This is a genomic window from Pseudomonas sp. GW821-FHT09H03 (assembly GCF_059415945.1).
Genome location: NZ_JBWKOF010000003.1, coordinates 151,829 through 164,519, shown reverse-complemented (window position 1 = coordinate 164,519; position 12,691 = coordinate 151,829). Strand labels below are relative to the sequence as shown.

Genomic DNA, 12,691 nt, shown 5'->3' with positions numbered 1-12,691 from the left:
GTGCTAAAACAGGAAAAAACAGCATAAGGACCACCGGTCGCCCCGGATTTGCCCTTCATCCCGCGCCAAAACCAATGGTTGCGGTACACTGAGCGCTTTTTCGGGGAGCATGCCCTCCTCTCTTCATTCAGCCGAGAAGCCCATGCCGATCCGCCATTGCATCGTCCACCTGATCGACAAAAAACCCGACGGCACACCAGCAGTTCTACACGCTCGCGACTCTGAACTCGCCGAGTCGAGCGCCATCGAGAATATGCTTGCCGACCTCAACGAGAGCTACAACGCCAAACAAGGCAAGGCCTGGGGATTGTTCCATGCCGAGTCCGGGGCGCACCCGTTCAGCGGCTGGCTGAAGGAGTACCTGGAGGGCGGCAAGGATTTCACCGCATTCAGCCGGGTGGCGGTGGAACACCTGCAGAAGCTGATGGAAGAGTCCAACCTCTCGGTGGGCGGTCACGTGCTGTTCGCTCACTATCAACAAGGCATGACCGATTACCTGGCCATCGCCCTGCTGCATCACAGCGAAGGCGTGGCCGTGACCGACCAACTGGACGTGACCCCGTCCCGGCACCTGGACCTGGGTCAGTTGCACCTGGCGGCGCGGATCAACATCTCCGAGTGGCAGAACAACAAACAGTCGAAGCAGTACATCTCCTTCATCAAAGGCAAGAACGGCAAAAAGGTATCGGAGTATTTCCGCGACTTCATCGGCTGCCAGGAAGGCGTCGACGGCCCGGGCGAAACCCGCACCTTGCTCAAAGCCTTCAGCGACTTCGTTGAAAGCGAAGACCTGCCTGAAGACGATGCCCGTGAAAAAACCAAGACCCTGGTGGACTACGCCAGCAGCCAGGCCAAGCTCGGCGAGCCCATGGGCCTGGAGGAGCTGTCGGAGCTGATCGACGAAGAGCGCCCGAAAGCTTTCTACGATCACATCCGCAACAAGGACTACGGCCTGTCGCCGGAGATCCCGGCCGACAAACGCACCCTGAACCAGTTCCGCCGCTTCACCGGCCGCGCCGAAGGCCTGTCGATCAGCTTCGAAGCGCACCTGCTGGGCTCGAAGATCGAGTATGACGAAGAGGCCGGCACCCTGGTCATCAAGGGCCTGCCGACTTCGCTCACCGACCAGCTCAAGCGACGCAACTGATGCTCGGCGGTGTACTGAAGAAAGTCCTGCTGATCCTGCTGGTGGTCGTGGTTTATCAGAACTGGGGCAAGATCGAGCGGGTGTTCAATCCGGCGCAGGTGGTGTCGGAGCAGACCCAGGCCAGGGCCAACGTGGTGCTCTACGCCACTGAGTGGTGTGGTTACTGCAAATTGACCAGGCGCTTTCTCGATCAGAAAGGCATTCCCTACAAGGAAGTCGATATCGAGAAGGATGCCTTGGCTCGCAAGGACTACGAGGCCTTGGGCGGCGGCGGGATTCCGATCATCGACGTGAACGGGACCTTGATTCGCGGCTACGACCCGGATGCGATCCTCGCCGCTTTGAAATGATCCTGTAGGAGCGAGCACTCTCGCGAAAAACCGGAGAACCCCGTTGGGTATCTGGATTCACGCGTTATCGTTCACGACCATCGCGAGCATGCTCGCTCCTACAGTTGATCAGCAAGCCTCGATACGGAAACCGAACCGCGGGAAGTGCACATGCACGACGCCGCCACGTTCGTCTTCCCGACGCAGGATCAATTCCTCGCTGCCAGCAAACAACAACTCACCGGCCACCGGATCGACACCATAATCGATCGCGGCAATCACCACCTGCTGGCCTGCGGTGAAACCATTCGGATCTTCGAACGACTCGTCCGGCAAAGCTGCCGGCGTAGCGTTGCGGGCAACGTCCAGGGCTTCTTGCGAGGTCATCTCGCTCGACGCTCCATGACCAAAGCCCAGGACACGCACCAACCAGGCCGCAACCGCCGGATAGTTATCCACAAGCGGCGAGGTCACAGGCGTCGCCTTGAGGAACCACAACGAGTGAGCCAGAGCGAAGTCGGCAATCGACGGCTCACCGAACAGATAATCACCCTCTTCGCGCTGCAGCTGCTGCTCAAGGCGCGTCATGATCGTCGGCCACTGATGCCTGGCCTGCTCGGCGGACAATCGGGTCGCGCTGCCGCCACTGAATAAACCGGCACGGTCAGCGATGAATCCCTTGATCGCTTCCGGCGGCAAACTGGCGAAGCGCACCGCGATCGATTCCGGCTGGAACACCAGGCTGACCGCATGCTGGAACACCACCGAATCGGCCCAGGTGGCGAAGCTGGCGGCGATCATTTCCTGACCTTCGGGGAAGAATGCCGGCAGGGCTTTTTCCTGCTCCAGGCGACGGGCGATCAACGCGGTGTCGCAATAAATATCCGCGCCGATCTGCAGCACCGGGGTTTTACGATAGCCGCCGGTGAGAGCCGTGAGATCGGGCTTGGGCATTACCGGCGAGATCTTCACCGAGCGCCAGGACAAGCCTTTGAAGCCCAGCAGCAGGCGGGCCTTTTCAGCGAAGGGGGACGTCGGGTAATGATGAAGAATCAACTCGGACATGCTCGGCTCCGCCGCACTGATAAGGAAGCAGCAGCTTAGCGCGCAATCGGATAGCAGCCTACAGATCTGCCTGATGGCAACTGATCAATCAGATTGATAAGGCGCTGGCAGCGCTGGCCACCAGGCACTCCTTGGCGCTTTTCCTGAGTTTCTTGATCAAGCGTTCCTGACGCAGCGCTTCGCTTTTATCGCGACAGGCTTCGGTGTAGACCAGCGCCATGGCCGGGCTGGAAAGAAAGAACCGCGCGCCCTTGCCACTTTGATGCTTGGCGAAGCGGCGCACGGGATCATCGCTGATCCCGCAGTAGAGCGAGCCATTGGCGGCGCGCACAAGATAGACAAACCAGGGTTTGCTGACCGGTGTCGGTTCGGCGGCAATGACAGGGGATTGGCTCGGGCTGCTCACGTGACGATCAAGGCTTGAAAAGGACAAGTCGCGATCTTATCAGCGACTGGCCTGGAATGCCTTCAGCCCCTTCAATGCCTGGGCACGAACAGCGTTTCTCACCAGGGGCGTCCAGCCCAGCAAAAGCCCTTTGAAACCCAGTGCCTGACGCGACCAGGCCCACAGGTCAAAGCTGTCGTGATGCTCGCAGATCTTGCCGTCGCGGAAAACGAAACGCGCCTGGATATCGTTGACCACGGTATTGCCGGTCTGGCTGAACAGATAGGTCGCCACCCAATGGGCGCTACCCGCGCGTTCGTCGGCGCGGACGTTATCGAAGGTGAGAGAGAAATCCCTGGCGCGCGTGGTGAGCATGCGCCACATGTCACCGGCATCCCGCCCGCGCAGTTCGCCGAACGCCGGATCACTGAACACCACGTCATCGGTATAGCAGGCACCCATGGCCTCGGCGTCCAGGCGCTGGAAGGCCTCGTAGAACCGGGTGATCAGTGCGTTATGGGCGTCAGTCATGGGCAGGGTCCAAGCGTTAATAAGGATTGCCTGCACCATAGTCAACAAATGCACTGTGCACTATCGGCATTCGTGAACCGAATACCGACAGTGTGCGGGAATCAGATCTTTTCGCTTTCCACCTGAACGTACAACGATCGCCCCGCACCGAGACCGGCGAGGATCGCGCCGAGGCCGATCACACCGAAGATCCAGCCCACGGCCGTCCAGCCACCGGTCCAGTCATGCACGATACCGACCGCGAACGGCCCCATGGACGCCAGGGTATAGCCGAAGCCCTGGGCCATGCTCGACAGGTTTGCCGCCACGTGGGAATCGCGCGAGCGCAGCACGATCAGGGTCAACGCCAGGCTGAACGTGGCGCCCTGCCCCAGCCCGAGCACAATGGCCCAGCCCCACAATCCTTCGATCGGTGCATACAGGCAACCGAACAGGCCGCCGAGGGTCAACGCCATGACGATCACAATGGCCAGGCGCTGGTCCTTGCCGCGCGTGGCCAGCCACGGTGCGGCCAGAGAGCTGACCAGTTGCACGATCACCGAGCCCGACAACACCAGCCCGGCCTGGGTCGGCGTCAGGCCGCGCCCGATCAGGATCGAGGGCAACCAGCCAAATACGATGTAGGCCAGGGACGATTGCAGGCCCATGTAAAACGTCACCTGCCAGGCCAGCGGGTCACGCAACAGACCACGCACCCGGTAGGCGACGTGATGCGCGCCGTGCTTCTGGCCAACTTGCGGCAGCCAGAAAATCGCCGCCGCCAACGCCGGAATCACCCAGAAGCCCAGGCCCATGGCCCAGCTCTTGTCGAAATGCTCGCTCAGCGGCACCGTTGCGCCGGCAGCCATCGCGGCGCCCAGGCACAGGGCCATGGTGTAGACGCCGGTCATGGTCCCGGCCTGCTTTGGGAAGTCACGCTTGACGATGCCTGGCAGCAGCACGCCGATCACACCAATGCTCGCCCCCGCCAACACGCTGCCGGCAAACAGGCCGATTTCACCGAACGAACTGCGCAGGATGATTCCACCGGCCAACGTCAGGAGAATCCCCAACACCACCCGCTCGGCACCAAAACGCCTTGCCAGCACCGGTGCCAATGGCGCGAACAGACCCAGGCAGAGTACCGGCAAGGTCGTCAGCAAACCGGCCTGGGATGCCGACAGGCCGAGGGACCTGGAAACTTCGCTGAGCATCGGCGCCATGCTCGACAGCGCCGGGCGCAGGTTCAGCGCCACCAGAATCAGCCCGAGCAGCAACAGCCACGGCCGGCGCAGCAGCGGCTGAGCCGGCTGGACCTGTTCGTCATCGACCTCGGCGTCGATCAGCAGCTCTTCGAGCTCTGCGGTGCGCTTGGGTTGAGCAGTGTTGCCTGACTTGCTCGGCATGGTGTTCTCTTTTTCAAGGTTCATTGATCAACCGCCTCGACAGGGCTTTGGCCCGCTCCGGATCGCGTTGTTCGACGGCGTCGAGCAACTCGATATGCAGGTCGAACACTTCCTGGCGTCGGGGCGTGACGTTCAAGGTCTGGCGCAACTGCGCGCCGACGATGCTGGAAAAGTAGCGATACAACTCGCTGAGGGTCGGGTTGTGCGCGGCGTCCACCAGGCGGCGGTGGAACACCAGATCGCAAGCGATGTAGGTGTCGAGGTCGCCGTGATAGTGACTGCCACTGACACCCAGTGCCTCGCGCAAGGCCAGCAGATCTTCATCGGTGCGTCGCAACGCCGCCAGGCCAATGGCTTCGACCTCAAGAATGTGCCGGGTTTCCCGAGCCTGCTCGAGGGAACAGCGGGACAAGGCTTTCAGCGTATCCAGCGGATCAACCACCGCTCGCAGGTAACTGCCGTCGCCCTGACGTATCTCGATCAACCCGGAAAACGCCAACACCCGCATGGCTTCACGCACGGTGTTGCGGCTGATGCCCAGTTCTGCGGACAACTCGGGTTCGGTGGGTAAGCGCTGCCCCACCACCCACACGCCTTGGTTGATGCGTTGACGCAACTGATCCAGCGCTTGATCAACCAAGGATCGTTTAACTAATGGAGAAATGACTGACATTGGATTCACCCTTTCATCCAATCATAGGATGAATTTCCTGGCATGTTAGTCAACATTGCACTGGAGGGCAACCGCACACGTTTTGTGTCGACAGTGGACCTGTCGACCACAAATCCTGTGGTAGCGGGCTTGCTCGCGAAAGCAGTTTGACATCCAAACATGATTTCGACTGATCCGGCGCTTTCGCGAGCAAGCCCGCTCCCACAGTTGATTTTCAGTGTTTTTTGGCACACAAAAAAAACCCGGAACAAGTCCGGGTTCATTTCCACGCTTGAATCAGATCAATGCAGGATCTGGCTCAGGAACAGCTTGGTGCGGTCGTTCTGCGGGTTGTCGAAGAAGTCGTTCGGTGCGGCCTGTTCGACGATTTCGCCCTTATCCATGAAGATCACGCGGTTGGCCACGGTGCGGGCGAAGCCCATTTCGTGGGTTACACAGAGCATGGTCATACCGTCTTCGGCCAGGCCGATCATGGTGTCCAGTACCTCTTTCACCATCTCCGGGTCGAGTGCCGAAGTCGGTTCGTCGAACAGCATGATTTTCGGCTTCATGCACAGCGCACGGGCAATCGCCACACGCTGTTGCTGACCACCGGACAGTTGCCCCGGGTACTTGTGCGCCTGCTCCGGAATGCGTACGCGTTCCAGGTAGTGCATGGCGATTTCCTCGGCCTTGCGCTTGGGCATCTTGCGTACCCACATCGGCGCCAGGGTGCAGTTCTGCAAGATGGTCAGGTGCGGGAACAGGTTGAAGTGCTGGAACACCATGCCGACTTCACGGCGGATCGCTTCGATCTGCTTGAGGTCGTTGGTCAGCTCCACGCCATCGACCACGATGCGGCCCTGCTGATGCTCTTCCAGACGGTTGAGGCAGCGGATGGTGGTGGATTTGCCAGAGCCCGACGGACCGCACAGGACGATACGCTCACCCTGCTTGACGTTGAGGTTGATGTCTTTCAACACATGGAACTGGCCGTACCACTTGTTCACGCCCTGCATCTGAATAATGCCTTCAGGGCTCACAGGCTGTTTGATTGCTTCGCTCATTACAGAGAACTCCTAACGCTTGTGGCCAGTGTCGAGCTTGCGTTCCAGATGCATGGAATAGCGCGACATACCAAAACAGAAAATCCAGAACACCAGGGCCGCGAACACATAGCCTTCGGTGGCCATACCCAGCCATTTCGGATCGGCGGCGGCTTGCTTGACGCTGTTGAGCAGGTCGAACAGGCCGATGATGATCACCAGGCTGGTGTCCTTGAACAGCGCAATGAAGGTGTTGACGATGCCAGGAATTACCAGCTTCAGGGCTTGCGGCAGAATCACCAGGCCCATGCTGCGCCAGTAACCCAGCCCCATCGCCGCAGCCGCTTCGTACTGACCTTTAGGGATCGCTTGCAGACCGCCGCGCACCACTTCGGCCACATAGGCCGACTGGAACAGGATCACACCGATCAGCGCTCGCAGCAGCTTGTCGAAGTTCATGCCTTCGGGCAGGAACAACGGCAGCATTACCGAAGACATGAACAGCACCGTGATCAACGGCACGCCGCGCCAGAATTCGATGAAGGTCACGCAGACCACACGAATCGCCGGCATGTTCGAACGACGGCCCAGTGCCAGGACAATCCCCAGCGGCAACGCACCGGCAATGCCGACGGTGGCAATCACCAAGGTCAGCATCAGGCCGCCCCATTGGCTGGTCGCCACCTGGGTCATGCCGAACACGCCGCCGTGCAGCAGGCACCAGGCAATGATCGGGTACAGCACCAGGAAGCTCAGGCCATACACGGCCTTATGGCGAAAGCGCGAGATGAACAGCGGTGCCACGCCGATGACCGCCAGCCACACGGTCAGGTCCACGCGCCAGCGCAGTTCCGGCGGGTAGTAGCCGTACATGAACTGGCCGAAGCGCTGCTGGATGAACACCCAGCAGGCGCCATCCTTGGTGCAGTCGGCCTGGCTGGTGCCAACCCAGTTGGCATCGAGGATCGCCCATTGCAGGATCGGCGGTACAACCAGGTAGATCAGGTAGAACGCAAACAGGGTCAACAGGGTGTTGAGCCAGCTGGAGAACATGTTCGCGCGCATCCACGCCACGACACCGATGCTGCGGTTCGGTGGCGGCATGTCAGGTTTGAAAGTATGAGTCGTCATGCGCTTTTCCTTACCGCTCGATCAGCGCAATGCGCTTGTTGTACCAGTTCATCAGCAGGGAAATGCTGATACTGATCGCCAGGTACACGCTCATGGTGATCGCAATCACCTCGATCGCCTGCCCGGTCTGGTTCAGCACCGTACCGGCAAACAACGAGACCATTTCCGGATAACCGATACCGGCCGCCAGCGAGGAGTTCTTCGCCAGGTTCAGGTACTGGCTGGTCAGCGGTGGAATGATCACGCGCAGGGCTTGCGGGATGATCACCTTGCGCAGGGTCGGACCGTTGCGCAGGCCGAGCGAGTGGGCCGCTTCGGTCTGGCCATGGCTGACCGACTTGATGCCCGAACGCACGATCTCGGCGATGAACGCTGCGGTGTACACCGTCAGGGCCAGGGTCAAGGCCAGCAGTTCCGGGATCAGTACCCAGCCACCCACGAAGTTGAAGCCCTTGAGCTCCGGCATTTCCCAGTGCACTGGAGCGCCGAAAATCAACGCACACAGCGCCGGGATCACCAGGAACAGGGCCAGGCCGACCCAGAACTTGTGGAACGGCACGCCCGTCGCTTCAAAGCGTTTGTTCGCCCAGCGGCTCATCAGCACGATGGCGACGATGGCCACGACAACGCTGACCACGAACGGCCAGAAACCATCCGCCGCCAACGCTGCGGGCATGTTCAGGCCGCGGCTGCTGACAAAGAAGGTATCGCCGAAATTGTGGCTGTTGCGCGGCCCCGGCATGGTCAGGAACACTGCGAAGTACCAGAACAGGATCTGCAGCAGTGGCGGAATGTTACGGAAAACCTCCACGTACACGGTCGCCAGTTTGGCGATGATCCAGTTCTTCGACAGGCGTGCCACACCGACGATGAAACCGAGGATGGTTGCCAGGATCACGCCGATGAAGGTCACCAGCAGGGTGTTGAGCAGGCCGATGACAAACACCCGGGCATAGCTGTCCGCTTCGGTGTAGTCGATCAGGTGCTGGGCGATGCCGAAACCGGCACTGCGCTCAAGAAAGTCGAAACCGGAAGTAATGCCCCGGTGCTGAAGGTTGGTTTGCGTGTTATCGAACAGAAACCAGCCTAATGAGACCACCGCCACAATGGTGATGATCTGAAATACCCACGCACGCACTCGTGGATCGCTGAGGCTGAGCCTCTGCTTTGGTGCGCCGATTGAATTTTGCATGAGGTGCCCCGCAAATAATGGAACAGAACATCACCCGGTGGTTGGCCCACCGGGTGATAGAACCATCAGCGCACTGGTGGTGCGTATTGAATGCCGCCAGCGTTCCACAAGGCGTTCAGCCCGCGGTCGATTTCCAGAGGGGTGCTCTTGCCGAGGTTCTTCTCGAACACTTCGCCATAGTTGCCGACTTGCTTGACGATCTGCACGACCCAGTCTTTCTTCACTTTCAGGTCTTTGCCGTACTCACCGTCGGTACCCAGCAGACGGGCAACGTCAGGGTTCTTGGTGCCTTTGGCTTCAGCTTCGACGTTCTTCGAAGTGATGCCGGCTTCTTCAGCGTTGAGCATGGCGTAGCCAGTCCAGCGCACGATGGCCAGCCACTCGTCGTCGCCATTACGCACGACCGGGCCCAGAGGCTCCTTGGAAATGGTTTCCGGCAGAACCACGTAGTCCTTCGGCGCAGCCAGCTTGCTGCGCTGGGCGAACAGTTGGGACTTGTCGGAGGTCAGCACGTCGCAACGACCGGATTCCAGCGACTTGGCGCTTTCGTCGGAGGTGTCGAAGGTGATCGGGGTGTATTTCAGACCGTTACCGCGGAAGTAGTCGGACACGTTCAGTTCGGTGGTGGTACCGGCCTGGATGCAGATGGTCGCGCCATCCAGTTCCTTGGCACTCTTCACGCCCAGTTTGTTGTTAACCAGGAAGCCGATGCCGTCGTAGTAAGTAATGAAGCCAGGAAACTTCAGGCCCATGCCCGCGTCACGGGAGCTGGTCATGGTGGTGTTGCGCGAGAGGATGTCGATTTCGCCAGATTGCAGCGCGGTGAAGCGCTCCTTGGCGTTCAACTGACTGAATTTGACCTTGGTCGCGTCACCGAAAACGGCAGCCGCTACAGCACGGCAGTAGTCAGCATCGATACCAACGATCTTGCCGGTAGCATCCGGAACCGAAAAGCCTGGCAGACCATCACTGACGCCACACTGTACGAAACCTTTTTTCTGCACTGCATCCAGGGTTGCGCCCGCCTGAGCGAACCCGCTGACACCGAGTACTGCAGCAGCAGTCACGATAGCCAGGGTGGATTTCAACATCTTCATTCAAACCTCCAGTTTTGCTCTTGTTGTGTCGGAGCGTGAGTCCAGTCGCACCCTTTTGAGGCGTAGTTGACCCGGGGTTGGCTTGTTTTGGGGTCAACCGACGTAAGACGCCAGCTATGAGTCTAGTAGGAGAAAATCCACATCATGGAGTACTCACTTCTCACCAATCGGCCGAACGGGCTGTAGCCCTTTCACGTTCGCGAAGCCCGTATCGGCCTTTGGCGAACATCCATCACCGGATTCTTAGCTATCCCGCGGCCAGCAGTAGACTGATAGTGTTACCGCCGGGCTCGAGATGGGTTGCACCGCTTCCCTATAGCAAAGCCCGTACCACACCGCTTTCCGAAGCCAATCAAGGACAGGTCAATAGCAAAACTTGTACCCTTGCGACATCTTCTTAACGGATCAACCAGACGCGCACTCAGACCACGCACTGAATGAGAGCGAACGCACTAAATTGGAGCAGACATGACCGAGCCCCTGATTCTTCAACCCGTCAAGCCGGCAGACGCCTGCGTAATCTGGCTGCACGGCCTGGGCGCCGATCGCTATGACTTCCTTCCCGTGGCTGAAGCCCTGCAGGAAACCTTGCTGACAACCCGCTTCGTCCTGCCGCAGGCACCGCACCGCCCCGTCACCATCAACGGCGGCTACGAAATGCCAAGCTGGTACGACATATTGGCCATGAGCCCCGCGCGCGCGATTGACCGCGAGCAACTGGAAGCGTCCTCGAACCGGGTCATCGAGTTGATCGAAGAGCAGAAAACCAGCGGAATAGACGCTTCGCGCATATTCCTCGCCGGTTTTTCACAAGGTGGCGCCGTAGTGTTCCACACCGCGTTTATGAAATGGCAGGGACCACTGGGTGGCGTACTTGCCCTCTCTACTTATGCACCGACCTTCAGTGACGAACTTGAATTGTCGGCCAGCCAGCAGCGCATTCCTGCGCTTGTTTTGCATGGCCAATACGATGACGTGGTACAGAATTCGATGGGCCGCAGTGCCTACGAGCATCTCAAGCAACGTGGTGTCACCGTGACATGGCAGGAATACCCAATGGGGCACGAAGTGTTACCCGAGGAAATCCGCGACATAGGCACCTGGCTTGCCGAACGCCTGCGCTGAACATTCATGTTTAAAAACGCCCTTTGATCATCCCACTACGCCGCGCCCGATTCTTGCATTACACTGGCCGGCGTACATTCCTTAATCAATTGATGAGATGACCGTGCTCAAAGCACTCAAGAAAATGTTCGGTAAAAGCGAGACTGAGCAACTCGCGCCAGTCCCCAGCGCTCCGTCTCACACCCCCAGCCACCGTACCGACGGTCATCAGTCTGGTCGGTCCGCCCCTGTAGCGGCACCGAAACACGAGCCGACGACCGCGCCGGCCGCACAGCCTGCCGTGCCAGCCGCCGCCGAGCAGCCGCGCAGCGAAGCGCCGAAACCGGCCAAACCGCGCCGCGAACCGAAGCCAAAGGCCCCGGTCATTCCCTGGAAACTCGAAGACTTCGTCGTCGAACCCCAGGAAGGCAAAACCCGCTTCCACGATTTCAAACTCGCCCCTGAACTGATGCACGCCATCCAGGACCTGGGCTTCCCGTATTGCACGCCGATCCAGGCGCAGGTGCTGGGCTTCACCCTCGCCGGCAAAGACGCCATCGGCCGCGCCCAGACCGGCACCGGTAAAACCGCGGCGTTCCTGATATCGATCATCACCCAGCTGTTGCAGACCCCGCCGCCCAAAGAGCGCTACATGGGTGAGCCTCGGGCATTGATCATCGCCCCGACCCGCGAGCTGGTGGTGCAAATCGCCAAAGACGCCGCCGACCTGACCAAGTACACCGGCCTCAACGTCATGACTTTTGTTGGCGGCATGGACTTCGACAAGCAACTCAAACACCTCGAAGCCCGCCACTGCGACATCCTTGTCGCCACGCCGGGCCGTCTGCTCGACTTCAACCAGCGCGGCGACGTGCACCTGGACATGGTCGAAGTGATGGTGCTGGACGAAGCCGACCGCATGCTCGACATGGGCTTCATCCCGCAGGTACGCCAGATCATTCGCCAGACCCCGCCGAAGAACGAGCGCCAGACGCTGCTGTTCTCCGCGACCTTCACCGACGACGTGATGAACCTGGCCAAGCAATGGACCACCGATCCTTCCATCGTCGAAATCGAAGTCACCAACGTGGCCAACGAGAACGTCGAGCAGCATATTTATGCAGTGGCCGGGGCCGACAAATACAAACTGCTCTACAACCTGGTCAACGACAACGGTTGGGAGCGGGTGATGGTGTTCGCCAACCGCAAGGATGAAGTGCGACGCATCGAAGAGCGCCTGGTGCGTGACGGCGTCAATGCCGCGCAGCTGTCCGGCGACGTGCCGCAACACAAGCGCATCAAGACCCTGGAAGGTTTCCGCGAGGGCAAGATCCGCGTGTTGGTCGCCACCGATGTGGCCGGTCGCGGCATTCACATCGACGGCATCAGCCATGTGATCAACTTCACCCTGCCGGAAGTCCCGGACGACTACGTGCATCGTATCGGTCGTACTGGTCGTGCCGGTGCCGATGGCGTGTCCATCAGCTTTGCCGGTGAAGACGACTCCTACCAGCTACCGTCCATCGAAGAGAAGCTGGGGCGCAAGATCAGCTGTGAAACACCACCGACGCATCTCCTGCGGCCGGTTGAGCGCAAGCGCCCGTAACGGCCGACTTGCAGAAAAAGG

13 protein-coding genes are annotated in these 12,691 nt (G+C 59.7%); 4 read left to right on the top strand and 9 right to left on the bottom strand.

Translation table 11 applies throughout. From position 1 onward, the window contains the following. The first annotated feature begins 142 nt into the window (after nucleotides 1-142). Both yejK and AC07OG_RS05615 read left to right on the top strand, forming a co-directional pair. Nucleotides 143-1,147, top strand: a complete 1,005-nt coding sequence (gene yejK, locus AC07OG_RS05620; protein ID WP_060539530.1) for a nucleoid-associated protein YejK — start codon at nucleotides 143-145, stop codon at nucleotides 1,145-1,147. Beyond that, nucleotides 1,147-1,497, top strand: coding sequence for a glutaredoxin family protein (locus tag AC07OG_RS05615; protein ID WP_495066424.1), 351 nt, complete (start codon nucleotides 1,147-1,149; stop codon nucleotides 1,495-1,497). The genes yejK and AC07OG_RS05615 overlap by 1 nt, the downstream gene beginning before the upstream one ends. Nucleotides 1,498-1,605: 108 nt before the next feature. Here the strand turns inward: AC07OG_RS05615 and AC07OG_RS05610 are convergent, their stop codons facing one another. From AC07OG_RS05610 to AC07OG_RS05570, 9 genes are all read right to left on the bottom strand, one after another. Continuing rightward, nucleotides 1,606-2,541 carry a glutathione S-transferase family protein gene (locus AC07OG_RS05610; RefSeq protein ID WP_495066423.1) on the bottom strand — a complete coding sequence of 312 codons (936 nt, stop codon included), beginning with the start codon at nucleotides 2,539-2,541 and terminating at the stop codon, nucleotides 1,606-1,608. Nucleotides 2,542-2,629: 88 nt separating this feature from the next. Next, nucleotides 2,630-2,947, bottom strand: a complete 318-nt coding sequence (locus tag AC07OG_RS05605) for a GIY-YIG nuclease family protein (protein WP_060539527.1) — start codon at nucleotides 2,945-2,947, stop codon at nucleotides 2,630-2,632. A 39-nt stretch (nucleotides 2,948-2,986) separates the two neighbouring features. Then, complete coding sequence (locus AC07OG_RS05600) at nucleotides 2,987-3,457, bottom strand: nuclear transport factor 2 family protein (RefSeq protein WP_060539526.1); 471 nt, start codon at nucleotides 3,455-3,457, stop codon at nucleotides 2,987-2,989. A 101-nt stretch (nucleotides 3,458-3,558) separates the two neighbouring features. After that, nucleotides 3,559-4,866 carry a CynX/NimT family MFS transporter gene (locus tag AC07OG_RS05595; RefSeq protein WP_495066422.1) on the bottom strand — a complete coding sequence of 436 codons (1,308 nt, stop codon included), beginning with the start codon at nucleotides 4,864-4,866 and terminating at the stop codon, nucleotides 3,559-3,561. Beyond that, nucleotides 4,856-5,515: a FadR/GntR family transcriptional regulator gene (locus AC07OG_RS05590; protein ID WP_495066421.1), complete on the bottom strand. Its 660-nt coding sequence runs from the start codon at nucleotides 5,513-5,515 to the stop codon at nucleotides 4,856-4,858. The genes AC07OG_RS05595 and AC07OG_RS05590 overlap by 11 nt, the downstream gene beginning before the upstream one ends. Nucleotides 5,516-5,796: 281 nt before the next feature. Beyond that, nucleotides 5,797-6,561, bottom strand: coding sequence for an amino acid ABC transporter ATP-binding protein (locus AC07OG_RS05585; RefSeq protein ID WP_003178331.1), 765 nt, complete (start codon nucleotides 6,559-6,561; stop codon nucleotides 5,797-5,799). Nucleotides 6,562-6,573: 12 nt separating this feature from the next. Further along, nucleotides 6,574-7,671: an amino acid ABC transporter permease gene (locus AC07OG_RS05580; RefSeq protein ID WP_060539523.1), complete on the bottom strand. Its 1,098-nt coding sequence runs from the start codon at nucleotides 7,669-7,671 to the stop codon at nucleotides 6,574-6,576. Between the two features lie 10 nt (nucleotides 7,672-7,681). Beyond that, complete coding sequence (locus tag AC07OG_RS05575) at nucleotides 7,682-8,863, bottom strand: amino acid ABC transporter permease (RefSeq protein ID WP_060539522.1); 1,182 nt, start codon at nucleotides 8,861-8,863, stop codon at nucleotides 7,682-7,684. 65 nt (nucleotides 8,864-8,928) lie between these two features. Beyond that, nucleotides 8,929-9,960, bottom strand: coding sequence for an amino acid ABC transporter substrate-binding protein (locus tag AC07OG_RS05570; protein ID WP_060539521.1), 1,032 nt, complete (start codon nucleotides 9,958-9,960; stop codon nucleotides 8,929-8,931). Nucleotides 9,961-10,428: 468 nt separating this feature from the next. Between AC07OG_RS05570 and AC07OG_RS05565 the strand changes: the two genes are divergently transcribed. Next, on the top strand, nucleotides 10,429-11,085 hold the full coding sequence (locus AC07OG_RS05565; RefSeq protein WP_060539520.1) for an alpha/beta hydrolase: 657 nt from the start codon (nucleotides 10,429-10,431) through the stop codon (nucleotides 11,083-11,085). Nucleotides 11,086-11,182: 97 nt separating this feature from the next. Next, complete coding sequence (gene rhlB, locus AC07OG_RS05560) at nucleotides 11,183-12,670, top strand: ATP-dependent RNA helicase RhlB (RefSeq protein ID WP_060539519.1); 1,488 nt, start codon at nucleotides 11,183-11,185, stop codon at nucleotides 12,668-12,670. Nucleotides 12,671-12,691: the final 21 nt, after the last annotated feature.

What these genes read in the sequence shown, in the direction of transcription:
- yejK (WP_060539530.1), top strand. Translation starts at nt 143, where the DNA reads ATGCCGATCCGCCATTGCATCGTCCACCTGATCGACAAAAAACCCGAC.
- AC07OG_RS05615 (WP_495066424.1), top strand. Translation starts at nt 1,147, where the DNA reads ATGCTCGGCGGTGTACTGAAGAAAGTCCTGCTGATCCTGCTGGTGGTC.
- AC07OG_RS05610 (WP_495066423.1), bottom strand. Translation starts at nt 2,541, where the DNA reads ATGTCCGAGTTGATTCTTCATCATTACCCGACGTCCCCCTTCGCTGAA.
- AC07OG_RS05600 (WP_060539526.1), bottom strand. Translation starts at nt 3,457, where the DNA reads ATGACTGACGCCCATAACGCACTGATCACCCGGTTCTACGAGGCCTTC.
- AC07OG_RS05595 (WP_495066422.1), bottom strand. Translation starts at nt 4,866, where the DNA reads ATGAACCTTGAAAAAGAGAACACCATGCCGAGCAAGTCAGGCAACACT.
- AC07OG_RS05590 (WP_495066421.1), bottom strand. Translation starts at nt 5,515, where the DNA reads ATGTCAGTCATTTCTCCATTAGTTAAACGATCCTTGGTTGATCAAGCG.
- AC07OG_RS05585 (WP_003178331.1), bottom strand. Translation starts at nt 6,561, where the DNA reads ATGAGCGAAGCAATCAAACAGCCTGTGAGCCCTGAAGGCATTATTCAG.
- AC07OG_RS05580 (WP_060539523.1), bottom strand. Translation starts at nt 7,671, where the DNA reads ATGACGACTCATACTTTCAAACCTGACATGCCGCCACCGAACCGCAGC.
- AC07OG_RS05575 (WP_060539522.1), bottom strand. Translation starts at nt 8,863, where the DNA reads ATGCAAAATTCAATCGGCGCACCAAAGCAGAGGCTCAGCCTCAGCGAT.
- AC07OG_RS05570 (WP_060539521.1), bottom strand. Translation starts at nt 9,960, where the DNA reads ATGAAGATGTTGAAATCCACCCTGGCTATCGTGACTGCTGCTGCAGTA.
- AC07OG_RS05565 (WP_060539520.1), top strand. Translation starts at nt 10,429, where the DNA reads ATGACCGAGCCCCTGATTCTTCAACCCGTCAAGCCGGCAGACGCCTGC.
- rhlB (WP_060539519.1), top strand. Translation starts at nt 11,183, where the DNA reads ATGACCGTGCTCAAAGCACTCAAGAAAATGTTCGGTAAAAGCGAGACT.